At 60.3% G+C, this 22,223-nt stretch carries 24 protein-coding genes; 8 read left to right on the forward strand and 16 right to left on the reverse strand.

The window, feature by feature from the left end:
* Nucleotides 1–15: 15 nt before the first annotated feature.
* The 5 genes from CXF97_RS10130 to CXF97_RS10150 all read left to right on the forward strand — a co-directional run bounded on the left by CXF97_RS10130 (nucleotide 16) and on the right by CXF97_RS10150 (nucleotide 6,357).
* The gene (locus tag CXF97_RS10130; RefSeq protein WP_101158382.1) at nucleotides 16–2,484 is read left to right on the forward strand and encodes a beta-galactosidase; all 2,469 of its coding nucleotides are present in this window, start codon (nucleotides 16–18) and stop codon (nucleotides 2,482–2,484) included.
* A 187-nt stretch (nucleotides 2,485–2,671) separates the two neighbouring features.
* Nucleotides 2,672–3,817, forward strand: a complete 1,146-nt coding sequence (locus tag CXF97_RS10135; protein ID WP_101158383.1) for a serine hydrolase domain-containing protein — start codon at nucleotides 2,672–2,674, stop codon at nucleotides 3,815–3,817.
* A 113-nt stretch (nucleotides 3,818–3,930) separates the two neighbouring features.
* Nucleotides 3,931–5,040: an OmpA family protein gene (locus CXF97_RS10140; RefSeq protein ID WP_101158384.1), complete on the forward strand. Its 1,110-nt coding sequence runs from the start codon at nucleotides 3,931–3,933 to the stop codon at nucleotides 5,038–5,040.
* A 24-nt stretch (nucleotides 5,041–5,064) separates the two neighbouring features.
* Nucleotides 5,065–5,712: a pyridoxamine 5'-phosphate oxidase gene (gene pdxH / locus CXF97_RS10145; protein WP_101158385.1), complete on the forward strand. Its 648-nt coding sequence runs from the start codon at nucleotides 5,065–5,067 to the stop codon at nucleotides 5,710–5,712.
* 180 nt (nucleotides 5,713–5,892) lie between these two features.
* Complete coding sequence (locus CXF97_RS10150; protein ID WP_016771369.1) at nucleotides 5,893–6,357, forward strand: glycine zipper 2TM domain-containing protein; 465 nt, start codon at nucleotides 5,893–5,895, stop codon at nucleotides 6,355–6,357.
* A 73-nt stretch (nucleotides 6,358–6,430) separates the two neighbouring features.
* Here CXF97_RS10150 and CXF97_RS10155 read toward each other — a convergent pair whose 3' ends face one another.
* From CXF97_RS10155 to nhaA, 5 genes are all read right to left on the reverse strand, one after another.
* On the reverse strand, nucleotides 6,431–6,682 hold the full coding sequence (locus CXF97_RS10155; protein ID WP_101158386.1) for a pyocin S6 family toxin immunity protein: 252 nt from the start codon (nucleotides 6,680–6,682) through the stop codon (nucleotides 6,431–6,433).
* 44 nt (nucleotides 6,683–6,726) lie between these two features.
* Nucleotides 6,727–6,951: a colicin E3-like toxin immunity protein gene (locus CXF97_RS10160; RefSeq protein WP_371918379.1), complete on the reverse strand. Its 225-nt coding sequence runs from the start codon at nucleotides 6,949–6,951 to the stop codon at nucleotides 6,727–6,729.
* Complete coding sequence (locus CXF97_RS10165; RefSeq protein ID WP_101158387.1) at nucleotides 6,945–7,196, reverse strand: colicin E3-like toxin immunity protein; 252 nt, start codon at nucleotides 7,194–7,196, stop codon at nucleotides 6,945–6,947. Before CXF97_RS10165 ends, CXF97_RS10160 begins: the two co-directional genes overlap by 7 nt.
* 7 nt (nucleotides 7,197–7,203) lie before the next feature.
* On the reverse strand, nucleotides 7,204–8,418 hold the full coding sequence (locus tag CXF97_RS10170; RefSeq protein WP_101158388.1) for an S-type pyocin domain-containing protein: 1,215 nt from the start codon (nucleotides 8,416–8,418) through the stop codon (nucleotides 7,204–7,206).
* A gap of 163 nt (nucleotides 8,419–8,581) precedes the next feature.
* The gene (gene nhaA / locus CXF97_RS10175) at nucleotides 8,582–9,772 is read right to left on the reverse strand and encodes a Na+/H+ antiporter NhaA (protein ID WP_101158389.1); all 1,191 of its coding nucleotides are present in this window, start codon (nucleotides 9,770–9,772) and stop codon (nucleotides 8,582–8,584) included.
* A 249-nt stretch (nucleotides 9,773–10,021) separates the two neighbouring features.
* On the opposite strand from nhaA, the gene CXF97_RS10180 reads away from it, so the two are divergent.
* Complete coding sequence (locus tag CXF97_RS10180; RefSeq protein ID WP_101158390.1) at nucleotides 10,022–11,116, forward strand: PLP-dependent cysteine synthase family protein; 1,095 nt, start codon at nucleotides 10,022–10,024, stop codon at nucleotides 11,114–11,116.
* 134 nt (nucleotides 11,117–11,250) lie between these two features.
* Here CXF97_RS10180 and CXF97_RS10185 read toward each other — a convergent pair whose 3' ends face one another.
* Nucleotides 11,251–12,864 (reverse strand): NAD(P)/FAD-dependent oxidoreductase, encoded by a 1,614-nt coding sequence (locus tag CXF97_RS10185; RefSeq protein ID WP_101158391.1) that lies wholly within the window; start codon nucleotides 12,862–12,864, stop codon nucleotides 11,251–11,253.
* Between the two features lie 95 nt (nucleotides 12,865–12,959).
* Nucleotides 12,960–13,613 (reverse strand): COG3650 family protein, encoded by a 654-nt coding sequence (locus tag CXF97_RS10190; RefSeq protein ID WP_101158392.1) that lies wholly within the window; start codon nucleotides 13,611–13,613, stop codon nucleotides 12,960–12,962.
* A gap of 137 nt (nucleotides 13,614–13,750) precedes the next feature.
* On the opposite strand from CXF97_RS10190, the gene CXF97_RS10195 reads away from it, so the two are divergent.
* On the forward strand, nucleotides 13,751–14,098 hold the full coding sequence (locus tag CXF97_RS10195) for a hypothetical protein (protein WP_101158393.1): 348 nt from the start codon (nucleotides 13,751–13,753) through the stop codon (nucleotides 14,096–14,098).
* 5 nt (nucleotides 14,099–14,103) lie between these two features.
* On the opposite strand, the gene CXF97_RS10200 is transcribed toward CXF97_RS10195, so the two are convergent.
* A complete protein-coding gene (locus CXF97_RS10200) occupies nucleotides 14,104–14,703 on the reverse strand; it encodes a short chain dehydrogenase (protein ID WP_101158734.1) in 600 nt (199 codons plus the stop codon).
* A gap of 104 nt (nucleotides 14,704–14,807) precedes the next feature.
* Between CXF97_RS10200 and CXF97_RS10205 the strand changes: the two genes are divergently transcribed.
* Entirely contained in the window at nucleotides 14,808–15,722 is a 915-nt protein-coding gene (locus CXF97_RS10205) for a LysR family transcriptional regulator (RefSeq protein WP_101158394.1), read from the forward strand.
* 97 nt (nucleotides 15,723–15,819) lie between these two features.
* Here the strand turns inward: CXF97_RS10205 and CXF97_RS10215 are convergent, their stop codons facing one another.
* The 8 genes from CXF97_RS10215 to livH form a co-directional block, all read right to left on the reverse strand.
* Nucleotides 15,820–16,296, reverse strand: coding sequence for a DoxX family protein (locus CXF97_RS10215; RefSeq protein ID WP_101158395.1), 477 nt, complete (start codon nucleotides 16,294–16,296; stop codon nucleotides 15,820–15,822).
* Entirely contained in the window at nucleotides 16,293–17,051 is a 759-nt protein-coding gene (locus tag CXF97_RS10220; RefSeq protein WP_101158396.1) for a DNA-binding domain-containing protein, read from the reverse strand. The genes CXF97_RS10215 and CXF97_RS10220 overlap by 4 nt, the downstream gene beginning before the upstream one ends.
* Nucleotides 17,048–17,935: a DUF692 domain-containing protein gene (locus CXF97_RS10225; RefSeq protein ID WP_101158397.1), complete on the reverse strand. Its 888-nt coding sequence runs from the start codon at nucleotides 17,933–17,935 to the stop codon at nucleotides 17,048–17,050. Before CXF97_RS10225 ends, CXF97_RS10220 begins: the two co-directional genes overlap by 4 nt.
* Nucleotides 17,936–17,960: 25 nt before the next feature.
* Nucleotides 17,961–18,266, reverse strand: a complete 306-nt coding sequence (locus CXF97_RS10230) for a DUF2282 domain-containing protein (protein WP_101158398.1) — start codon at nucleotides 18,264–18,266, stop codon at nucleotides 17,961–17,963.
* Between the two features lie 297 nt (nucleotides 18,267–18,563).
* Entirely contained in the window at nucleotides 18,564–19,265 is a 702-nt protein-coding gene (locus CXF97_RS10235) for an ABC transporter ATP-binding protein (RefSeq protein ID WP_101158399.1), read from the reverse strand.
* A complete protein-coding gene (livG, locus tag CXF97_RS10240; protein ID WP_101158400.1) occupies nucleotides 19,266–20,033 on the reverse strand; it encodes a high-affinity branched-chain amino acid ABC transporter ATP-binding protein LivG in 768 nt (255 codons plus the stop codon). It lies immediately after the preceding gene.
* On the reverse strand, nucleotides 20,030–21,286 hold the full coding sequence (locus tag CXF97_RS10245; RefSeq protein WP_101158401.1) for a high-affinity branched-chain amino acid ABC transporter permease LivM: 1,257 nt from the start codon (nucleotides 21,284–21,286) through the stop codon (nucleotides 20,030–20,032). The genes livG and CXF97_RS10245 overlap by 4 nt, the downstream gene beginning before the upstream one ends.
* On the reverse strand, nucleotides 21,283–22,206 hold the full coding sequence (livH, locus tag CXF97_RS10250) for a high-affinity branched-chain amino acid ABC transporter permease LivH (protein ID WP_101158402.1): 924 nt from the start codon (nucleotides 22,204–22,206) through the stop codon (nucleotides 21,283–21,285). Before livH ends, CXF97_RS10245 begins: the two co-directional genes overlap by 4 nt.
* Nucleotides 22,207–22,223: the final 17 nt, after the last annotated feature.

Consider the following 22,223-nt stretch of genomic DNA (forward strand, 5'->3'; position numbering starts at 1 on the left):
GAGAACTCCGTTCTTATGATCCGCCGTTCGTTGCCCGCTGTTTTCGCCTTGATCTTTGCCGCGCCTTCGCTGGCGGCGCCCGCCGGTCAGCAGACGCTGTTCAACTTCGTGCGCCCGGCCGACGTGGTCAAAATCGCCACGGAAAACGCCGACCTGCCGCAGGCCAATGCTGAGCAGACGCCCGAAGGCGAAGTGTTGCGCCGGGTCACGTTCAACCCGGTTGCACGGCCGACCTTGCGTCTGACCCCGCAGACCGGGGCTTGGGACTGGTCGCAGTCCGGCATGATGACCCTGCGTTTGCAGAGTGCGATGAACTGGGCGGTGACGGTTTATGTGCAGATCCAAAGCAACGATGGTCGTACCTTAGTCAGTCGTGTCGATCTGCCGGCCGGTCCTGCGCAAACGTTGCTGGTGCCGCTGGTGGCGTCGACTCCGTTGAGCCAAGGCATGAAAGCCGGCCCGCCGATGCCGATGACCGTCGATGGCCAGCGCATCCTGCTGGCCAGCAGCACCGGCGAAATCGATCGCAGCCAGGTGGTTTCGGTGAGCCTGTCGATGGATCAGCCGAAAGTCGCGCAGAACCTGTTGCTCGAGCGTTTTGGCGTGCAGGACGGCGAATCGGTGACACAGGCGGTGTATGGCAATCTGGTCGACGCGTACGGGCAGTCGAGCCGCAGCAAATGGCCGGAAAAAGTCAGCAGCGACGAGCAACTGAAAAGCGCCGCCAGCAAAGAGCAGCAACAACTGAACAACTGGCTGGCCGAGCGCGAAAAGTCCCCGCTGGACAAATTCGGCGGCTGGAATGAAGGCCCGGCGTTCAAGGCCAGCGGTTTCTTCCGCACAGAAAAACGCGATGGCCGCTGGTATCTGGTGACTCCTGAAGGCCATCCGTTCTACTCGCTGGGTGTCAATACGGTGAGCCCGCAGGTCAACCGGACCTACGTGGCGGGGCGCGAATACATGTTCGAATCATTGCCGAAGAACGGCGACCCGCTGGCCGCGCATTTTGGCGAAGGCGACAACCGTGGCGGCAACGGCGCCGATCAGGGCCGTGGCTACGGCAATGGCCGCTGGTACGACTTCTACGGCGCCAATCTGCAACGCCTGTACGGCGAACCGTGCAAACCGGACAGCGACAACAAGGCCGGGATCGCCGAAGCGGCGAAGGCGGGCGCGACTGAGGCCAGCTCGGTGCAGGCCGCTGAAACCGCAGCGGTGCCTGCCGAGCCAAAATCGGGTATTGCCGAAGCGGCGCAGACCGATGCGGTGCAAACGTCCAGCGCGCAAACCGCGCCGTGCACAGCCACGATTGATGAAGAGCGTTGGACCCGGCATACCCTCGATCGGTTGCAGGCCTGGGGTTTCAACACCGTCGGCAACTGGAGCGCGCCGTCGCTGGCGGACGCTGAGCGCGTGCCGTACACCTTGCCGCTGTCGATCGTCGGCGATTATGCCAGCATCAGCACCGGTAGCGATTGGTGGGGCGGCATGCCCGATCCGTTCGATCCACGTTTCGCGATGGCCACCGAGCGCGCCGTGGCCATTGCCGCTCGCGATCATCGCGACGATCCGTGGCTGATCGGTTATTACGCCGATAACGAGCTGGCCTGGGCCGGCTCTGGCGACGATCCGAAGGCTCGCTACGCGCTCGCCTACGGCACATTGAAAATGACCACCGACGTGCCGGCCAAACGCGCCTTTCTCAAGCAATTGCGTGACAAGTACCGCAATCAGGCCGGTCTGTCCAAGGCCTGGGGCATCGAGTTGCCGGCGTGGGAATTGATGGAAGACCCGGGCTTCGTGCCGCCATTGCCGAGTCCTGAGCATCCGGAAATCGAGGCGGATTTCAAATACTTCCAGAAGGTTTTCGCCGACACCTACTTCAAGACCATTTCCGATTCGCTGAAGTGGCACGCGCCGAACCAGATGTTGCTTGGCGGTCGCTTCGCCATCAGCACACCTGAGGCCGTGGCGTCCTGCGCGCAGTATTGCGATGTCTTGAGTTTCAATATGTACACGCTCAAGCCGCAGGATGGTTATGACTTCGCCACGCTGGCGGCGCTGGACAAACCGGTGTTGATCACGGAGTTCAACTTCGGCTCGGCAGACCGAGGCCCGTTCTGGGGCGGCGTGACGCAATTGGCCAGAGAAGAAGATCGCGGCCCTGCCTATGCCAATTTCCTCAAACAGGCGCTGAGCGAGCCGTCGATTGTCGGCGTGCACTGGTTCCAGTATCTCGACCAACCGGTGACCGGGCGGTTGCTCGACGGCGAGAACGGCCATTTCGGGCTGGTCGCAGTTACCGATCTGCCGTATCAGGGCTTTGTCGAGGCGGTGCGCAAAAGCAATCTGCAGACGCTTGAGCAGTTGGGCAAGGAGGCGCAGAAAACGCCGCGCTCCGAGACTGAAGGCGGGCGCAAGGCTGAGGCTGGCAACGCAGCAGGGCCCGGGCAGGCGGGTGGGCATTCGGGGAATGGTCATTAAGGCGTGACGCCCACAAAGATCGCAGCCTTCGGCAGCGCCTGCAGGGGACGTCATCCCATGCAGGAGCTGCCGAAGGCTACGGTCTTTAATTTGGCTTTTAACCGTCTGGCCCGCGCCTGTTCCCAAATCCCTCAAGGGCTGGAACAATGCGGGCCACTTTGTAGAGCGTTTTCGCGGGGAGTTGCGGGTGCAGATTCAGGGACATTACGAGCTTCAATTCGAAGCGGTGCGCGAGGCTTTCGCCGCACTGTTCGACGATCCCCAGGAACGCGGCGCAGCCCTGTGCATCAAGGTCGGTGGAGAAACCGTCCTCGACCTCTGGTCCGGTACCGCCGACAAGGATGGCGCCGAAGCCTGGCACAGCGACACCATTGCCAACCTGTTCTCCTGCACCAAGACCTTCACTGCTGTCACCGCGCTGCAACTGGTAGCCGAAGGCAAGTTGCAACTCGACGCCCCGGTTGCCCGCTACTGGCCGGAGTTCGCTGCCGCCGGCAAAGAATCTGTAACCTTGCGCCAATTGCTCTGCCATCAGGCCGGCCTGCCAGCGCTGCGCGAACTGCTCGCCCCTGAAGCCCTTTACGACTGGAAAACCATGGTCGACGCCCTCGCGGCCGAAGCGCCGTGGTGGACGCCGGGCACCGGTCACGGGTACGCCGCGATCACCTACGGTTGGCTGGTCGGCGAATTGCTGCGCCGTGCTGACGGGCGTGGGCCGGGCGAATCGATCGTCGCTCGGGTTGCCAAACCTTTGGGTCTGGATTTCCATGTAGGCCTCGCCGACGAAGAATTTCATCGCGTGGCGCACATCGCCCGCGGCAAAGGTAACCCCGGCGACGCCGCGGCCCAGCGCTTGCTGCAAGTGACCATGCGCGAACCAACGGCCATGACCACCCGCGCCTTCACCAATCCACCGTCCGTGCTGACCAGCACCAACAAACCGGAGTGGCGGCGCATGCAGCAACCGGCAGCCAACGGCCACGGCAACGCGCGTAGCCTTGCCGGTTTCTATGCCGGTCTGCTCGATGGCAGCCTGCTCGAGAGCGAGATGCTCGAAGAGCTGACCCGCGAGCACAGCCTCGGCGACGACAAGACTTTGCTCACGCGCACCCGCTTCGGCCTCGGCTGCATGCTCGATCAACCGGACGTGCCCAACGCCACCTACGGCCTCGGCCCACGCGCGTTCGGCCATCCGGGAGCGGGCGGCTCGATCGGTTTTGCTGATCCTGAGCACGATGTGGCTTTCGGTTTCGTGACAAATACCCTGGGGCCTTACGTTTTGATGGATCCGCGCGCGCAAAAGCTGGCGCGGGTGCTTGCCACTTGTCTGTAAAGCTTCAACTGCGGTTCCAGGGTCGGAACCTCATAGGGATTTTCGTTTCAAAACGGCTGTTTATCCGGGCGAAAGTGCTCTGATTTTTCATTACTTCATTTTGTGGATTTTCAATGTCATCTAAAAAGACCCTCGCCCTGGCCCTGTGTGTTGCGATCACCGGTTGCGCACAGACCCCGAAAAACGATGCGGACGGCGGCAGTTGGTGGCCGTTCGGTTCTTCTGACAAAGTCGCGGCCAAAGATCCGGCTCCGGCCCCGGCCCCGGCCCCGTTGAAACCGGCGGCGACCGCGCCAGTGGCCAAGGCCGAAAGCAGCAACCCGTGGTACTGGCCGTTCGGTTCGAGCGATGAAGCGGTCAAGGCCGATCTGAAAGCCGAGGTCAAACCTGAAGCCAAACCGGTCGAGGTGGCCAAAGCCCAGGCGCAGTCCAATGGCAAATGGTGGTGGCCGTTCGGCGGCAAGGATCAGCCAACCGCCAAAGCAGTGCCGATGCCGGATCCGAAGGTCACTCAAGCCTGGCTCGACGACTACGAACCGCGTCTGCGCGAAGCGGTGAAGGACAGCAAACTGCAACTCGAGCGTCGCGATAACGTACTGGTCGTAACAGCGCCGGTGGAAGGCTCGTTCAACCCGGACCGTCCGGCCATGCTGCTGCCGGTCACCCTCGGCCCGTTCACCCGCGTGGCGAAAATTCTCGAAGCCGACCCGAAAACCGCCGTGCTGGTGCTCGGTCACAGCGACACCAGCGGTGCAGCACCGGCCAACATCAAGTTGAGTCAGGAACGTGCGCAGTCGGTTGCAGCGATTTTCCGCCTCAGCGGCTTGCAGCGTGATCGCCTGATGCTGCGCGGCATGGGTTCCGAAGCGCCGCGTGCTGCCAATGACAGCGTTGAGGGTCGCGCCCTGAACCGTCGTGTCGAACTGCTGGTCACCCCGCAAAACACCATGGTCGCGCTGCTGAGCAAATACAACATGCCGGCGCCGAAGCCAGTCACCCTGGTCGCTGCGCAAGACGTCAAGCCAGTGGCCAAACCAGCTACTCCAGCGCCTGCCGCGAAGAAAGCTGCTGCCCCGGCGGCGAAAAAAGCGCCGGCCAAGAAAGCTGCCGCCAAGGCTCCTGCGAAAAAGGCTCCGGCCAAGGCTCCAGTGAAAAAGGCTGCACCCGCCAAAGCCGCCGCGACCGACAAGAAAGTCGCCGCAGCCGACCCCGCTAAAAAGTGATCCGCTAACGAAAAGGAATCCGCCATGACCCAGGCTCTGGCCGATATGCGTCGCGATTACACCCGTGACGGTCTGACCGAGGCGCAAGCCCCGGCCGAGCCGTTTGCGCTGTTTCACCAATGGTTTGCCGATGCGGTGAAAACCGAGCAGGCGCCGGTGGAAGCCAACGCCATGACCCTGGCCACGGTCGATGCCGACGGTCGTCCGCATTGCCGCATTCTGCTGCTCAAGGGCCTCGACGAGCAGGGCTTCACTTTTTTCACCAATTACGACAGCGCCAAGGGCCAGCATCTGGCGGCCAACCCGTTTGCCGCCATGACCTTTTTCTGGCCAACCCTGGAGCGCCAGGTGCGCATCGAAGGACGGGCGGTCAAGGTCACGCCGCAAGAGTCCGATGCGTATTATCAGGTACGACCCTTGGGCAGCCGTCTCGGCGCCTGGGCCTCACCGCAGAGCCGGGTCATCAACGGTCGTGGTGAACTGGAAGATCTGCTCAAAGCCACCGAGCAACGCTTCAGCGACACCCAGCCGCATTGCCCTGAACATTGGGGCGGTTACCGTTTGTTGCCGGAGCGCATCGAGTTCTGGCAGGGCCGTTCCAGCCGTCTGCATGATCGCCTTAATTACCGCCTCCAGGGTGCCGAGTGGATTCTTGAACGACTGGCACCCTGAGCAGTCTACCGAGCGGGATGAAGGGCGATGGCGCAGATTCAGTGATTTCACGCTACTTTAAGTGGACGCTCGCAGGCATCTGTATCCAGCCTGAATGGAAGCCAATTTTATCCGGATGGTGTCGTGACAGGCGCCAGGCCACGGAGTTTAATGAACACCTGTTCTTTTGGAGTTGATGCTATGCGTAAGTCTGTTCTGCTGGTTGCTTCCTTTTCCACGATGGCGATGTTGCTGACCGGCTGCCAATCGAGCCTCACCGGCGACTCCTACTCCCGTGACGAAGCGCGTCGTGTGCAGACGATTCGCATGGGCACCATCGAATCCCTGCGACCGGTCAAAATCGAAGGCACCAAAACCCCGATTGGCGGCGCAGCAGGCGCAGTGGTCGGCGGCGTCGGCGGCAGCGCTATCGGCGGCGGCAAGGGCAGCATCGTCGCTGCAGTCATCGGCGCAGTGGCTGGCGGCCTGCTTGGCTCGGCCACCGAGGAAGGCCTGACTCGCACCCAGGGCGTGGAAATCACCGTCCGCGAAGACGACGGCAGCATGCGCGCCTATGTGCAGCAGGTTCAGGAGAACGAAGTATTCCGCGTCGGTGAGCGGGTACGGATTTCCACCGTTGGCGGGACCAGCCGCGTTTCGCACTAAGCGAGAAGCCGGGTAAAAGAAAACCCCGATCAGGTGACTGGTCGGGGTTTTTCTTTGCTTGTGAATTGTTCATTCAGTATGTGGCGCAGGTGCCCATGAAGTATTCGAGGCCCTTTGGAAAACTGACGTCGAGCAGGTTTTCCAATGCGGTTACCTGATCCTGAGTCAACAACAGCTCGCCGGGTTCTACCTCATCCAAGGGCTTTGATTCAATGAGCTGAGCCACTTTTTCATTCATCTCGCTGCCTGTGATATCCAGCTCGAATTGCAAGGAGTCATCTTGGACTTCGTCAGGGAAGAATCCGGTAATCGAAAGAAAGCGCATGGAGCTAAACCTTCGGGCTGTCAGCCGTAGTCAAACGAAATTTGCTAGTAGTGGACTTTCGAATCGAGTTGATGTTGAAACGGCTGAATTGTGGACAGCCAGTTTTGAACGACGTTCAAGCTGCCATTATTGATGTCGTCCTCGGCGGGGATCCCCAAGGCGTTTAACACTGACTCATCATCACCCAGATCGTTTGGCGACTCTCCCCTTGATACTCCAACGTTGCTGTGTCGTACCATTCCAATCTTACTTTCAGTCCCATCTACCATTGATCACGGTAAACAAACGATACCTGATAGTCGTAAGACGAAAATTGGATTGAATGCTGGAAGTGGGGCTGGAGAGTCTCGACCCAATCGGCGTTCACATCGAATCCGCCGTTATTGAAGGTTTTCGACGGTAGGCCTAATGCTTCCATTAATGAAACGTCCTCACCGAAATCTTTCGACAGTTCCTCCCCTTCCCCCAGTTCGGTTTGTTGGTCATACCATTCGAGTCTGACTTTGAGTCCCATGCAATCCTCATAAATATTTTTTGATACTACGGTTCTTTTTTGGTGGATCTATCTGTTCACCAGTTCTATGGTCGTAAGAGCCTAAATGGCTACCATCGCTTGCGCGGTAGGCTTCAAGCTCGCCATGTAAATAGTCCCACTCATAGATTATTCGGCCTTTTGCATTGATCCAGCGATCGCGGAGCCCTCCGTTGAACGGCGTTTTCTTTTTTGCTCTTCTTAAATCGGGAAAGGCTGTGATATCCGACGTCTCGGGAGCGGGGTGATAAGTATGTCCCGCTTCAGCGGTGCCTTTCGCAGAGCTGACAACGGTGTAAATCGGTTTTACACCCGAATCTGCGGGAAACACCAGAATGAAATCTTTGTACTCCGGCGGATAAACCGGATTCACCAGTATCCAGTCGGCCGCTTTCGTCGGTGGATAAACCCAGATATGCGGTGCTTGCGGGGCAGCCTCCAGCGCCGGAATGCCTAGAATGTCCGAGCCATCCACCGCCGGGGTCCAGAGCAGTTCGACGCCTTCACCCAAATCCGCAACGAACCGGTCGCCGCGTGCAGTGAATTGCACGACATCGACCATTTCCCAATCGCGGTTCTTGCCGGTGTAGAAGCCGTAACCCTTGAGGCCCCCATCGGCCTGTTGCTCGACGCGCAGGCGCACGCGGGTTCGGGCTTGTTTGAGTGTGCTTAGTTGCTCATCGGTATAGAGCGCGCTGTCGCCCAGGCTTGATGGCATTAAAAGCGCAACCAGCCCGACCAAAGGCGCAGCGGTCGCACTGGAGAGGAGCGCCGGCAGCGCTTCGAAAGCCGAGCCTGCCAAGGCCAGACTGCCGAACCCGACCGGGATGGCGTTGGCGCTGATTTTCTTGAGAGGAATGCCGCCGCTTGGGTCGGCTTCGCGAGCACCGAGCAGTATCAGCTCGCCGTAATCCCTCAGGCTGTCGGTCGGCACCATGCCGGAAGGATTGCCGTAATCGATAATCGCATCCGGCAATTTGCAGGACTTGGCGAATACACTGCCGGCACGCACGGCTTGAGGTTTTTTCGCCGCCACTTCACGGCTGCGTTCGAACGCCTCCTGCCGCGCCAGCATCGCGTCGTAAGCGTCTTGCCCGGCTTCGCGCTCGGCCAGTTCAGCGGCCGTCATATCCCGCCAGGTTACGTGATGCCCGTCGCCCGCCGGTGGGTTCTTTACCTGGGGGATGTCCTTGTTCCGCGCCACTGATCGTCCCTTCGTTCACCATCGACAGCCCCGTTGAAAAGGGGCTGCACGACGTTATCGAAGCGGGGAAAATGTGGCTGTAGGACGCGTCGCTAAAAACGTAGGGATTGTTCGCTGCGTTGCAACAAAGCGGATGGCGAGAGGGCTCCTCTCGCCATATTTATTACACGGACGGTAACGCAGCCTGCTTGCGACTCGCCGCCGCCGTCACTGCATAACCAATCACTGCCGCGAGAATCGAGCCGGTGAGGATGCCCATGCGATCCATGCCGGCGTAATCACTCACGCCCGGTTCGAAGGCCAGCGAGCCGACGAACAGGCTCATGGTGAAGCCGATGCCGCAGAGGATCGCCACGCCGAGAATCTGGCCCCAGTTGGCGCCTTGGGGCAGGGCGGCGATGCCGATCTTGACCGCCAGCCACGTCAGCCCGAACACGCCGATGGTCTTGCCCAGCAGCAGGCCGATGGCGATGCCCATCGGTACGTCGTGGGTGAAGCTTTCGACGGTGACGCCGCTCAGCGACAGGCCAGCGTTGGCGAAGGCGAACAGCGGCAGGATGCCGTAGGCGACCCAGGGGTGCAGCGCGTGTTCGAGGGTCAGCAGCGGCGACGGCTCGGCATTTTTCGTGCGCAGTGGGATGCAGAAAGCCAGAGTCACGCCAGCCAATGTCGCGTGGACCCCGCTCTTGAGCACGCAGACCCAGAGGATCAAGCCGATGATCATGTACGGCCCGAGCTTGACCACGCCGAGCCGGTTCATCGCCACCAGCGCGGCAATGCACGCAGCCGCCAGGCCCAGGGACAGGGTCGAGAGTTCGCCGGAATAGAAGATCGCGATGATCACGATCGCACCGAGGTCATCGATGATCGCCAGGGTCATCAGGAACAGTTTCAGCGACACCGGCACGCGCTTGCCGAGCAGCGCCAGTACGCCGAGGGCGAAAGCGATGTCGGTGGCGGTCGGGATGGCCCAGCCACTCAGGGCGGCGGGGTTGTCGCGGTTGAGAAACCAGTAGATCAGTGCCGGGACCAGCATGCCGCCGATCGCCGCTGCGCCGGGCAGGACGATCTGCGAGGGCTTGGACAACTGGCCGTCGAGCACTTCGCGTTTGACTTCCAGACCGATGAGCAGGAAGAACATCGCCATCAGGCCGTCGTTGATCCATAGCAGCAGGGGTTTGGCGATTTTCAGCGCACCGATCTGCGCCACCACGGGGGTGTCGAGCAGGCCGGTGTAGAGCCACGACAGCGGCGAGTTGTTGATGATCAGCGCGAGGATGGCTGCCGCGATCAATAGCAGACCGCTGGCAGCTTCCAACTGAAAGAAACGCGTGAACGTGCTACGCAGAGGCAAGGTCGCTCTCCATCAGATCAAAAAAGGTGGTCTACCCTAACCCGTACGGTTAGTTGTTAAAACAAAAGTTATATTCTTTTTTGTTATATGTCGTTACAAGGTATCTGGCCCCGGCCACGTTGAGCCTAGCAGTTGCCGTATAGATTGAGACTCAGCTGTATCTTTGCCCGCTAGCCGATTCTTCCTAAGCTTGTCGTAGACCTTTTTCAGGAGTTCGATCTCCTGTCTGATTCAGTGAGAACCGAGACCATGAGCGACACCCGACAGTGGGCCCGTGAAGCCATCCGCATCATCGAGGCGGACTTCCAGCGCAGCGCCGACACCCACCTGATCCCCTTGCCGCTGCCTGGTTTTGCCGGCATCGAGTTGTATTTCAAGGACGAGTCCAGCCATCCCACTGGTAGCCTCAAGCATCGTCTGGCTCGTTCGCTGTTCCTTTACGCGCTGTGTAACGGCTGGCTGAAACCCGGCGCGCCGGTGATCGAAGCGTCCAGCGGCTCGACGGCGATTTCCGAAGCGTATTTCGCCCGCATGCTCGGTCTGCCATTCATCGCGGTGATGCCGGCGTCCACCTCGAGAGAAAAGATTGCCCAGATTGCCTTCTACGGCGGGCAGAGTCATCTGGTGCAGGATCCGACGCAGATCTACGCCGAATCCGAGCGCCTGGCCCGCGAGCACGGCGGTCACTTCATCGATCAGTTCACGTACGCCGAACGCGCTACCGACTGGCGGGCGAACAACAACATCGCCGAGTCGATCTTCCAGCAGATGCGCTACGAAAAACACCCAGAGCCGACTTGGCTGATTTCCAGTCCCGGCACCGGCGGCACCACTGCCACCCTCGGTCGTTACGTACGCTATCGCCAGCACTGCACGCGCGTGTTGTGTGCCGATGCCGAGCGCTCGGTGTTCTTCGATTTCTATCAGAGCGGTGATGCCAGCCTGCGGCTCGACTGCGGCTCGCGCATCGAAGGCATTGGTCGGCCGCGGGTAGAGGCGTCCTTTCTGCCCAACGTCATCGACGCGATGGTCAAGGTGCCGGACGCCTTGTCGCTGGCGGCCATGCATTATCTGGCGCAGCGTTTGGGGCGGCATGTCGGCGGGTCGAGCGGGACCAATCTGATCGGTGCGTTGATGGCGGCGCAGCAGATGAAAGCGGCGGGGCAGTCGGGGTCGATCGTGGCTATCCTGTGCGATGGCGGCGAGCGTTATGTCGACACCTATTACGATCAGGACTGGTTGAAAGCGCAGGGGTATGAACTGGGTGAGTTGATAGCAGCGGTGGCGGCGAGTGCCGAGCGTGGGGAGGTGCTGCCGGCGTCAGTGCTGCGCGCCAATATCTGACACCCCGAAAATCAAATGTGGTAGCGGGCTTGCTCGCGAAGGCGGTGTGTCAGGCGATAAATGAATCGACTGATACGACGCTTTCGCGAGCAAGCCCGCTGCCACAGGGGTTGTGTTGTGTCAGCTAATGCTGATTAGTCAGTGAGGCCGAGGATATCCCGGGCCACAGCCTCGGCAATGCGTATCCCGTCGACACCCGCCGAGAGAATCCCGCCGGCATAACCGGCGCCTTCACCCGCCGGGAACAGGCCCTTGACGTTCATGCTCTGCAGCGACTCGTTGCGGGTGATGCGCAGCGGTGATGAAGTGCGGGTCTCGATTCCGGTCAGCACCGCATCGTGCAGCGAATAACCGCGAATCTGCTTCTCGAAGGCTGGCAAGGCTTCACGGATCGCTTCAATGGCAAAGTCCGGCAGCGCCAATGCCAGATCACCCAGCGCAACGCCTGGCTTGTACGACGGTTCGACTTCGCCCAGTTCGGTCGAAGGCTTGCCATTGATGAAGTCGCCGACCAGTTGCGCCGGGGCCTTGTAGTCGCTGCCGCCGAGGATGAACGCGTGGGATTCCAGGCGTTCCTGCAATTCGATACCGGCCAGCGGGCCGCCCGGGTAATCGACTTCGGGGGTGATGCCGACGACGATACCGGAGTTGGCATTGCGCTCGTTACGCGAGTATTGGCTCATGCCGTTGGTGACCACACGATTGGGCTCGGAGGTCGCTGCGACGACGGTGCCGCCCGGGCACATGCAGAAGCTGTAGACCGAACGGCCGTTCTTGGCGTGGTGCACCAGTTTGTAATCGGCAGCGCCGAGTTTCGGGTGCCCGGCGTATTTGCCCAAGCGCGCACGGTCGATCAGCGATTGCGGGTGTTCGATACGGAAACCCACCGAAAACGGTTTGGCTTCCATGAACACGCCACGGCTATGCAACATGCGGAAGGTGTCGCGGGCGCTATGGCCCAGGGCCAGAACCACATGCTTCGAATGCAAGGTTTCGCCGCTCGCCAGTTGCACGCCGACCAGTTGGCCGTCTTCTATCAGCACGTCGGAAACGCGCTCCTGGAAGCGCACTTCACCGCCCAGCTCGCGGATCTGCTCGCGCATGTTTTCGACCATGCCGGTCAGGCGAAACGTACCGATGTGCGGTTTGCTGACGTAGAGGATTTCTTCCGGCGCACCGGCCTTGACGAATTCGTGCAGGACTTTGCGCCCAAGGAATTTCGGATCTTTGATCTGGCTGTAGAGTTTGCCGTCGGAGAACGTGCCCGCGCCGCCCTCGCCGAACTGCACGTTGGACTCGGGATTGAGCACGCTTTTGCGCCACAGGCCCCAGGTGTCCTTGGTGCGCTGACGGACTTCGGTGCCGCGTTCGAGAATGATCGGTTTAAAGCCCATTTGCGCCAGCAGGAGGCCGGCAAAGATGCCGCACGGGCCGAAACCGACGACGATCGGCCGTTGGCCAAGATCGTTCGGTGCCTGGCCGACGAATTTGTAGCTGACATCCGGCGCCACGTTGACGTTACGGTCGTCGGCGAACTTGCCCAGTACCTTGGCCTCGTCGCGTACGTTGAGGTCGATGGTGTAGATGAAGCACAGTTCGGAAGACTTTTTGCGCGCGTCATAGCTGCGCTTGAACAAGGTGAAATCGAGCAGATCATCGCTGGCGATGCCCAAGCGTTGCACGATGGCCGCGCGCAGGTCTTCTTCGGGATGGTCGATTGGCAGCTTGAGTTCGGTGATTCGTAACATGGCGGGATCCGGATTCGCGGGGCGCACAACTGCGCCAGGGCGTTTGAAGGCGGCGATTATAAGCCGCCGCGAGCGGATCCGTGGGGGAAAAACGATCAGTCGTTGCGCGCGCCGCCGAAATAGCCGCAGCCGCGCTGCACCTGACCGTCGATACGCAACTCGGCGCTCATGTGCTGCACGCTGCCGGTGCTGCTGTCGACGCAGCGCTGCGGCGCGACCCACAATTCGATGCGCTGGTTGTTGGCTTCGCTGCTGAGATTGAAGCGACCGTCGCCCAGCTGCTCTTCCACATACGGCACGGCGAGCGGGGGCTGGCCTTGGCGTTCGATGACCATCCCTTTGCCACTGACCTTGACGTTCCATTGGGGGCCATGGCCGGCGGCGCGCAGGATCAACAGTTTGAAGTTGGGGTCATCACAGGCTGTGCCCGAGCGTTCGACGCGATACAACTGGCCCAGGTCGAGGCGATCGCCGGAGACCTTGCCACGCACATCGGCAAACAGTTTGCCTTGCTCGTCGGCCAGAGTGGCGGCTTCTTGCAGGACGCTGGTACCGCCGATGTCGTTGACCACCAGCTGCCGCTGATCCTGACACGGCTGGAACACCAGTTTGCCGTCGGCGGCGGTCAGTTGCCCCTGCATGCGCGTCTGCCCTGCGTGGGACACACTCTGGCGCTGGCCATCAAACAACTGGCAGGCGGCAAACAACGGCAGCAGGGTAACGAGGACGATCGAACGGGCAACACGCATCTTTGGCTCTCCAGACAATTGTCGTCACGTTACTGAGGGTGGCTGTCGATCACAAGGCTTGAGTGGCCACTATTGAGTCCGGCTCTGCGGCGCCGCATAGTCTCACGCACTTTTTTTGATAGATCATGGAGTGTTCAATGCGATGGAAAATTGCGCTGTTGCTGTTGGCATCCGCAAGCGCTGCCAGCGTCCAGGCTGCCGATCTGAAATTCTCTTCGGCGGTTGATTTCACAAAGATGGAAGTGTTGCTCAAGGATGATCAAGGGGCCAATCCGGATCTTGTCCATTTATCCGTTGCTCTGGCACCCGCCGCCACTGAACGGGCGAGGGCAATCAGTCTGGAGGCGCTGGGCCAGCCATTGAATCTTTCGATCAACGGCCAGCACATTTCCACAGGCACCGTGCGATCCGAGCTGGGCGGGGAGCTCAGGATCACCATGTCGCGGTCCGTCGCCAAACGGCTCTTACCTACCTTGATCGATTAAGTGATTCAGCCCACGTGTAAAGTCTGACCAGTCTGCAGGCCTTCGACACTTTTCGCGTAGGCCAATGCCACTTCTGCTGCAGGAACCGGTTTGAAACCACGGAAGTAGGGCGCGTATTTGCCCAGGGCTTCGGTGAGCACGGTCGGGCTCACCGAGTTCACTCGCAAGCCACGTGGAAGCTCGATGGCAGCAGCGCGGACGAAGCTGTCGAGGGCGCCGTTGACCAGCGCTGCCGAGGCGCCGCTACGAATCGGGTCGTGGCTGAGCACACCGGTGGTGAAGGTGAACGAGGCGCCGTCATTGGCGTACTCGCGGCCGATCAGCAGCAGGTTGACCTGGCCCATCAGTTTGTCTTTCAAACCGAGGGCGAAGCTGTCTTCGGTCATCTCGCCCAGCGCCGCAAACGTCACGTTGCCCGCCGCGCAGATCAGCGCATCGAACTTGCCGGTCTGCTCGAACAGTTTGCGAATCGATGTGCTGTCGCTGATATCCACCTGCAAGTCACCGCTGTTACGGCCGATACGCACGACTTCGTGGCGTTGCGACAACTCCTTGTCTACCGCCGAACCGATGGTGCCGCCGGCCCCTATCAACAGAATCTTCATCGAGCTGTACCCCATGTGTATGAATGAGGTTGCAGTCTAGAGTGGTTTTTTCTGCGGATAAGCGCACTAATAGGCAATCTTTGGTTTTCAAATGGAAACAATCCATGAGCGAAATGGATGACCTTGCCGCGTTTGCCGTGCTGATCGAGGCCGGCAGTTTTACATTGGCCGCGCAGCAGTTGGGCTGCAGCAAGGGCCAATTGTCCAAGCGCATCAGCCAGCTCGAAGCGCAATTTAGTGTGGTGTTGCTGCAACGCACCACCCGGCGCTTGAGCCTGACGGCGGCAGGGGCGGCGCTGCTGCCGCAGGCGCAGGCGCTGGTGGCTCAGGTCGCACGCGCACGGCAGGCTTTGGCGCGGTTGAAGGACGATATGGCCGGGCCGGTGCGCATGACCGTTCCGGTATCGCTCGGCGAGACCTTCTTCGATGGATTGTTGCTGGAGTTTTCCGGGCAATACCCCGATGTGCAGATCGAGCTGGAGCTGAACAACAGCTATCGCGATCTGTCCCGCGACGGTTTCGATCTGGCGATTCGCGCCGAGGTGGCCAATGACGATCGGCTCGTGGCCAGGCCGCTGTTGGCGTGGCACGAAATGACCTGCGCCAGCCCGGCCTACCTCGAGCGATTCGGCGAGCCGGCGACGCCGCATGCCTTGGCTGAGCATCGTTGTTTGCTCAATAGCCATTACAGCGGGCGGGAAGAGTGGCTGTATCACCAGCAGCATGAATTATTGCGGGTGCGGGTGTCAGGCCCGTTCGCCAGCAACCATTACAGCCTGCTGAAAAAAGCCGCGCTGTCCGGCGCCGGCATCGCACGTTTGCCTTCGTATCTTCTGCAAACCGAATTGGCTGACGGCCGCTTGCGCTGGCTGCTGCGCGATTACCAGACCCGACGGATGCCGATGTATCTGGTGCACCCGTATCAGGGCGGATTGCCCAAGCGCACGCAGGTGTTGGCGGATCATTTGATGGGATGGTTCAAGCGCAGTGGCGAAGCGCTGGATCGGCTGCAGCGCTGATATCGAACCTGTATAGGAGCTGCCGAAGGCTGCGATCTTTTGATCTTGCTTTTAAAAATCAAAAGATCGCAGCCTTCGGCAGCTCCTACAATTCAGGTCAGCCTTGGAAACGGCGGGCAATCAGGTGATCGATCGACAACTTGCCCGGCCCGGTCGCCATCAGGTACAGCAACACCGCCGCCCAGGTGCCATGGGTCGGGTAGGCATCCGGGTAGACAAACAGTTGAATGGTCAGGGTCATGCCCAGCAGTGCCAGCGCCGAAAACCGTGTCGCCAGGCCAAAAAGAATCAACACCGGAAACGCGTGCTCGGCAAACGCTGCCATATGTGCGGCGAATTCTGGCGACAGCAGCGGCAGGTTGTACTCGCTCTGAAACAACGGAATCGTCGAGTCCGCCAAACGCGGCCAGCCCAGTTCAAAGGTGCCGTCAATCAAATCGACAGCCAGCCCTTCAACCTTGGTTTGTCCGGACTTCCAGAACACGGCGGCGATGGAAAAACGCGCGATGAAGGCAATCAGGCTGTGCGGGATTTTTTCGAACAGTGCGATGACACGCGCGATTAAGGTGTTCATGGCAACTCCATGTAATTCAGCTGAGTGATCGCGTTGTGCGCAATCAGCAAGGCGAGGGTTTGGGCGAGGTCGAACGGCGGGCTGTTCTCTACCGCCGCGAGCAGCGTTTGCCCCGCGGTCAACTGACGAATAAATACGCTCGCACCCGGTTCAAGAGCAAAAAGCTCAACCTCGAGACCGTTGCGCAGCACCAAGGCGTGCTGGCCTCGATTGATACCAATGCCTGCCAGGCTTTGCTCGTGCTGATGCGCCGCCCAGATCGCTACGACGGCATAGGCCGAGTCGAGCAGGTGCAGCGAGGGATGCAATGGGAGACACAGCGCGCTCAGCGACTGCGGATCGGCCAGCGCCGCGCTGACTTGCTCAGGCCGGATCGGCTGCGCATCGGCGGCGTGGTAGGCGAGCGTGCGCAAGTGTTCGAGTCGCGCGACATCAGCGACATAAGGCACGCCGGCAATAGGGTCGAATTGCGCGATGAAGTCGGCGAAGTCCTCGCCATAGCGGCTCATCAACGGACTTTGTGGCGGTTGAGCGCGGATGAAAATCGCCGCCATGGCGCGGAAGAATTCCTCACCGACCAATTGCAGCACCACCGGATAACTGTCGGCCAGGGCATTGATCAGCGAGCCCTGCACGTTGTTTCGATAGACCGCGAAACGCCGTGACGGGTCGACGCCGTTGCGACTGCACAGGCCCTTGGGATGAGGCAGTTGTACGTCAAGCAGCGCGGCGGCGAAGTCCGCTTGCGTGCTCATGCCGCACGCTCCGCGCGGCGCAACAGCGTCTCGGCTTGCTGCGCTTCGGCGAGCAAAACCTCGAAGGCCGGCACGTGATTATCACGTTCTATCAGCGTCGCCACCGGGCCGATACGCTGCAGTACTTGTCGGTACAGTTCCCAGACGGCCTGATCAATCGGCGCGCCGTGATCGTCGATCAGCAACCGATCGCCGAGGTTGTCGCAATCTTCAGCGAAGCCGGCCAGATGAATCTCGCCGACTGCGTGCAGCGGTAACGCATCAAGGTAAGCCATCGGATCGCGCTGATGATTGATGCACGACACGTAGACATTGTTGACGTCGAGCAACAAGCCGCAGCCGCTGCGGCGGATCACTTCGGCAATGAACTCGGCCTCGTCGATCGTCGAATGCTGAAACGCCAGATAGGTCGCCGGGTTTTCCAGCAGCATCGTTCGTTTCAAAGTGTTCTGTACTTGATCGATGTGCGCGCAAACGCGGTTCAACGTCGGCGTGTCATAGGCCAGTGGCAACAGATCATTGAGAAACACCGGGCCGTGGCTCGACCAGGCCAGATGTTCGGAAAAGGCTTGTGGTTGATAGCGTTCGATCAGCTCGGCGAGGCGTTTGAGGTGCTGGCTGTCCAGCGGGCCTTCGCCACCGATCGACAGTCCCACGCCATGCAATGACAGCGGGTACTGCTCGCGGATCAGACCGAGAAAATGATGAAACGGGCCGCCGGCCACCATGTAGTTTTCGGCGTGGACTTCAAAGAAACCGAGGTCCGGAATGGAGCCGAGCACTTCGCGGAAGTGCCCGGTCTTGAGCCCCAGCCCGGCGCGGGCAGGGAGCTCGGTGCGAGCTGCCTGAGTGCGCGGCAGGGACGGTTCGTGATGACTGAACATGGGCGTCACTCAGGCAGGTCGCTGATCAGGACTTGGCTTTGAAGGCTTCGAGCTGACCGAAACCGGTCGGCGAGGTTTTGCTTTCGGTGGTGGCGCAGGTGCCTTTCGGAACGAGTTTCCAGGCGTTGGCCTGATCATCCATTTTCGCCGTGCCGGCGCAGGTAGTACCGGCGCCTGCGGCGCAATCGTTTTTGCCCTTCATGGCCACGCCGAAGCATTTTTCCATATTGGCATCGGCGGCCTGGGCGGTGGAGACACTGGCAATGCTCAGTGCGGAACCGAGAGCCAGAACCAGAGCGGTGGCGGACAGGGTACGGGTAGTCGCAGTCATGATGTTTCTCCAGGTTTTATCAGGGTTTCTGCAAGCGATTTGCGCTTGCTTGTGCCTCTAGAGAACGCTCACCGCGATGCGTTACAGCGGGCCGCAAAACTTTTCCAGAGATTTTCCTGACACGGCTATCCCTTGTGGGAGCTGGCTTGCTCGCTAAAGCGGTGAATCAGTCGACATTTTGGTTAACTGACACACTGCTTACGCGAGCAAGCCCGCTCCCGCAGGGGGGAGTAGATCCGCGGTTTCGTGGGCACAAAAAAACGGCCCGAAGGCCGTTTTGTTGTTCAGCGAGAACACTCAACCGCCGAGGTACGCCTCGCGTACTTTCGGGTCGGTCAGCAGCGCTTCACCGGTGCCTTGCATGACCACGCGGCCGTTCTCCAGAACGTACGCGCGGTCGGCGATTTTCAGTGCCTGGTTGGCGTTCTGCTCGACCAGGAACACCGTCACCCCGTCCTTGCGCAGCTGTTCGATGATGTCGAAGATCTGCTGGATGATGATCGGCGCCAGACCCAGCGACGGCTCGTCGAGCAGCAACAGCTTGGGCTTGCTCATCAGCGCGCGGCCGATGGCGAGCATTTGCTGTTCGCCGCCGGACATGGTGCCGCCGCGCTGATTGAAGCGCTCTTTGAGGCGTGGGAAAAGTTCGAGAACCTTGTCCATCTGCTCCTGGTAATCGCCCTTGTTGGTGAAAAATCCGCCCATCGACAGGTTTTCCTCCACGGTCAGACGGGCGAACACCCGACGACCTTCCGGCACTACGGCGATGCTCTTGCGCATGATCTGCGACGAGTCCTGGCCGACCAGTTCCTCACCCATGTAGCGGATACTGCCGCTGTGTGCTTGCGGCGAACCGCAGAGCGTCATCAGCAGTGTGGACTTGCCGGCACCGTTGGCGCCGATCAGCGTGACGATCTCGCCTTGACGGACTTCGACGTTGACGCTGTGCAGGGCCTGGATCTTGCCGTAGAAGGTGGAAACGTTTTCAAACTGCAGCATTTACGCTTCCCCCAGGTAGGCTTTGATCACTTCAGGATTGTCGCGGATCTGTTCCGGCGTACCATCAGCCAGAGGCGTGCCCTGGTTGATCACGACAATGTGGTCGGAAATGCTCATGACCAGTTTCATGTCGTGTTCGATCAGCAGCACGGTGACGTTGTGCTCTTCACGCAGCACGCCGATCAGCGCCTTGAGGTCTTCGGTCTCTTTCGGGTTCAGGCCGGCGGCCGGTTCGTCGAGCATGAGAATCCGCGGGCGGGTCATCATGCAGCGGGCGATTTCCAGACGTCGTTGCTGGCCATAGGCGAGGGTGCCGGCGGTGCGGTTGGCGAACTCTTTGAGGTTGACCTTTTCCAGCCAGTACTCGGCAAATTCCATCGCCTCGCGCTCGCTTTTGCGGAACGCCGGGGTCTTGAACAGGCCGGACAGGAAGTTGGTGTTCAAGTGACGGTGCTGGGCGATCAACAGGTTCTCGACCGCAGTCATGTCCTTGAACAGACGCACGTTCTGGAAGGTGCGCACCACGCCTTTGAGGGCGATCTTGTGGCCCGGCAGGCCCTGAATCGGCTCGCCGTCGAGCAGGATGCTGCCGCCGGTAGGCTGATAGAAACCGGTCAGGCAGTTGAACACGGTGGTCTTGCCGGCACCGTTCGGCCCGATCAGGGCAACCACTTGTTTCTCTTTGACGGTCAAGGCCACACCGTTGACCGCGAGCAAACCGCCGAAGCGCATGCTCAGATTGTCGACTTTAAGGATCTCGCGGCTCATTTGCGCAACTCCATGTGTGGGCGTTGCATCGGCAGCAGACCTTGTGGACGCCAGATCATCATCAGCACCATCAGCGCACCGAACATCAACATGCGGTATTCGCTGAACTCACGCATCATTTCCGGCAACAGGATCATTACGATCGCCGCCAGAATCACACCCAGTTGCGAGCCCATGCCCCCCAGCACGACGATGGCGAGGATGATCGCCGACTCGATGAAGGTGAACGACTCCGGCGTCACCAGACCCTGACGCGCGGCGAAGAAGCTGCCGGCGAAACCGGCAAACGCAGCCCCGAGGGTGAACGCGGAAAGCTTGATCACGGTCGGGTTCAGGCCCAGCGCACGGCAGGCGATTTCGTCTTCACGCAGCGCTTCCCACGCACGGCCGATCGGCATGCGCAGCAAACGGTTGATCACGAACAGCGCGGCCAGTGCCAGCAACAGGGCAACGAGGTAGAGGAAGATCACCTTGTTGATCGAGTTGTATTGCAGGCCGAAATACTCATGGAACGTCTGCAGGCCTTCCGCCGCTTTACGCTCGAAGGTCAGGCCGAAGAACGTCGGTTTTTCGATGTTGCTGATGCCGTTCGGGCCGCCGGTGATATCGGTCAGGTTACGCAGGAACAGACGGATGATCTCACCGAAACCCAAGGTCACGATCGCCAGATAGTCGCCGCGCAGACGCAACACCGGGAAGCCCAGCAGGAAGCCGAACGTCGCCGCCATCAGCCCGGCAATCGGCAGGCAGATCCAGAAGCTCAGGCCGTAGTAGTGCGACAGCAGCGCGTAGCTGTAGGCGCCGACGGCGTAGAAACCGACGTAACCGAGGTCAAGCAGGCCGGCCAGACCGACAACGATGTTCAGGCCCAGGCCGAGCATCACGTAGATCAGGATCAGCGTGGCGATATCCACCGCGCCACGGGAGCCGAAGAACGGCCAGACCAGGGCGAGCAGAATCAGCGCAATGATGAAATAGCGCTGGGTGGTTGGCAGGGTCAGGAAGTTGCTGGCCTTGGCCGGGATCAGCGGCATGCCCGGGGAGGAGCGCCAGGCCTTGCTGATCTGCTGGTTGAACAGCACGCGCAAAAACATCAGCACCGAGCAGATCGCGATGGTCGCGAGTACTGCAGGGCTGGTGTTGTGCACTTCCAGGTTGATGCCGACGATGGTCAGTTTCAGACCGAGTACCGGGTAGGCCACGGCCCACACCAGCAAAGCGCTGAACAGCGCCTGTTTAAGATTCCTAGTCATACTTTCTCAACCTCCGGACGGCCCAGAATGCCGGTCGGACGGAACAAGAGCACCAGAACCAGCAGGCCGAACGCGACGACGTCCTTGTACTGGTCGCCGAAGATATCGGCACCGAACGCTTCCGCTACACCGAGCACCAAACCGCCGAGCATCGCCCCCGGGATGCTGCCGATGCCGCCCAATACCGCAGCGGTGAAGGCCTTGAGGCCGACGAGGAAGCCGGCGTTCGGGTTGATCACGCCGTATTGCATGCTCAGCAGCACAGCCGCCACCGCGGCCAGCGCAGCACCGATGACAAAGGTCAGGGCGATGATGTTGTTGGTGTTGATGCCGAGCAGGTTGGCCATCTTGATGTCTTCGGCGCAGGCGCGGCAGGCGCGGCCCAGACGAGAACGTGAGATGAACAGGGTCAGGCCGAGCATGGCGATCACGGTCACTACGAACACCACGATCTGCATGTAGGAAATCAGCACTTCTTGTGCGCCACCCGGACCGAAGACGAAGTTGCCCGGGATCAGGTTGGGGATAGCTTTGTCCTTGGAGTCTTGCGCCAGCAGAACGGTGTTCTGCAGGAAGATCGACATACCGATGGCGGAAATCAGCGGGATCAGACGGTTACTGCCGCGCAGGGGGCGGTAGGCAATCCGTTCGATGCTGTAACCGTAGGAACTGGTGACGACGATGCTGGCGATAAACGCTGCGGTCATCAACAGCGGGACACTGTCGAGTCCCATCATGGTCAACCCGGCGACGGCGATGAAGGCCACGTAGGAACCGATCATGTAGACCTCGCCGTGGGCGAAGTTGATCATTCCAATGATGCCGTAAACCATCGTGTAGCCGATGGCGATCAGGGCATACATGCTGCCAACGTTGAGGCCGTTAACCAGCTGTTGGAAGAAGTGATAGAGGTCAGGCATTACAGCGCTCCTAAAAA

The organism is Pseudomonas sp. Choline-02u-1 (assembly GCF_002836515.1).
Taxonomy (GTDB): Bacteria; Pseudomonadota; Gammaproteobacteria; order Pseudomonadales; family Pseudomonadaceae; genus Aquipseudomonas.

What these genes read in the sequence shown, in the direction of transcription:
- livH (WP_101158402.1), bottom strand. Translation starts at nt 22,206, where the DNA reads ATGCCTGACCTCTATCACTTCTTCCAACAGCTGGTTAACGGCCTCAAC.
- CXF97_RS10245 (WP_101158401.1), bottom strand. Translation starts at nt 21,286, where the DNA reads ATGACTAGGAATCTTAAACAGGCGCTGTTCAGCGCTTTGCTGGTGTGG.
- CXF97_RS10220 (WP_101158396.1), bottom strand. Translation starts at nt 17,051, where the DNA reads ATGAGCACGCAAGCGGACTTCGCCGCCGCGCTGCTTGACGTACAACTG.
- CXF97_RS10225 (WP_101158397.1), bottom strand. Translation starts at nt 17,935, where the DNA reads ATGTTCAGTCATCACGAACCGTCCCTGCCGCGCACTCAGGCAGCTCGC.
- CXF97_RS10215 (WP_101158395.1), bottom strand. Translation starts at nt 16,296, where the DNA reads ATGAACACCTTAATCGCGCGTGTCATCGCACTGTTCGAAAAAATCCCG.
- CXF97_RS10150 (WP_016771369.1), top strand. Translation starts at nt 5,893, where the DNA reads ATGCGTAAGTCTGTTCTGCTGGTTGCTTCCTTTTCCACGATGGCGATG.
- CXF97_RS10185 (WP_101158391.1), bottom strand. Translation starts at nt 12,864, where the DNA reads ATGTTACGAATCACCGAACTCAAGCTGCCAATCGACCATCCCGAAGAA.
- CXF97_RS10155 (WP_101158386.1), bottom strand. Translation starts at nt 6,682, where the DNA reads ATGCGCTTTCTTTCGATTACCGGATTCTTCCCTGACGAAGTCCAAGAT.
- CXF97_RS10180 (WP_101158390.1), top strand. Translation starts at nt 10,022, where the DNA reads ATGAGCGACACCCGACAGTGGGCCCGTGAAGCCATCCGCATCATCGAG.
- pdxH (WP_101158385.1), top strand. Translation starts at nt 5,065, where the DNA reads ATGACCCAGGCTCTGGCCGATATGCGTCGCGATTACACCCGTGACGGT.
- livG (WP_101158400.1), bottom strand. Translation starts at nt 20,033, where the DNA reads ATGAGCCGCGAGATCCTTAAAGTCGACAATCTGAGCATGCGCTTCGGC.
- CXF97_RS10165 (WP_101158387.1), bottom strand. Translation starts at nt 7,196, where the DNA reads ATGGGACTCAAAGTCAGACTCGAATGGTATGACCAACAAACCGAACTG.
- CXF97_RS10205 (WP_101158394.1), top strand. Translation starts at nt 14,808, where the DNA reads ATGAGCGAAATGGATGACCTTGCCGCGTTTGCCGTGCTGATCGAGGCC.
- CXF97_RS10200 (WP_101158734.1), bottom strand. Translation starts at nt 14,703, where the DNA reads ATGAAGATTCTGTTGATAGGGGCCGGCGGCACCATCGGTTCGGCGGTA.
- CXF97_RS10235 (WP_101158399.1), bottom strand. Translation starts at nt 19,265, where the DNA reads ATGCTGCAGTTTGAAAACGTTTCCACCTTCTACGGCAAGATCCAGGCC.
- CXF97_RS10195 (WP_101158393.1), top strand. Translation starts at nt 13,751, where the DNA reads ATGCGATGGAAAATTGCGCTGTTGCTGTTGGCATCCGCAAGCGCTGCC.
- CXF97_RS10230 (WP_101158398.1), bottom strand. Translation starts at nt 18,266, where the DNA reads ATGACTGCGACTACCCGTACCCTGTCCGCCACCGCTCTGGTTCTGGCT.
- CXF97_RS10190 (WP_101158392.1), bottom strand. Translation starts at nt 13,613, where the DNA reads ATGCGTGTTGCCCGTTCGATCGTCCTCGTTACCCTGCTGCCGTTGTTT.
- CXF97_RS10140 (WP_101158384.1), top strand. Translation starts at nt 3,931, where the DNA reads ATGTCATCTAAAAAGACCCTCGCCCTGGCCCTGTGTGTTGCGATCACC.
- CXF97_RS10130 (WP_101158382.1), top strand. Translation starts at nt 16, where the DNA reads ATGATCCGCCGTTCGTTGCCCGCTGTTTTCGCCTTGATCTTTGCCGCG.
- CXF97_RS10160 (WP_371918379.1), bottom strand. Translation starts at nt 6,951, where the DNA reads ATGGTAGATGGGACTGAAAGTAAGATTGGAATGGTACGACACAGCAAC.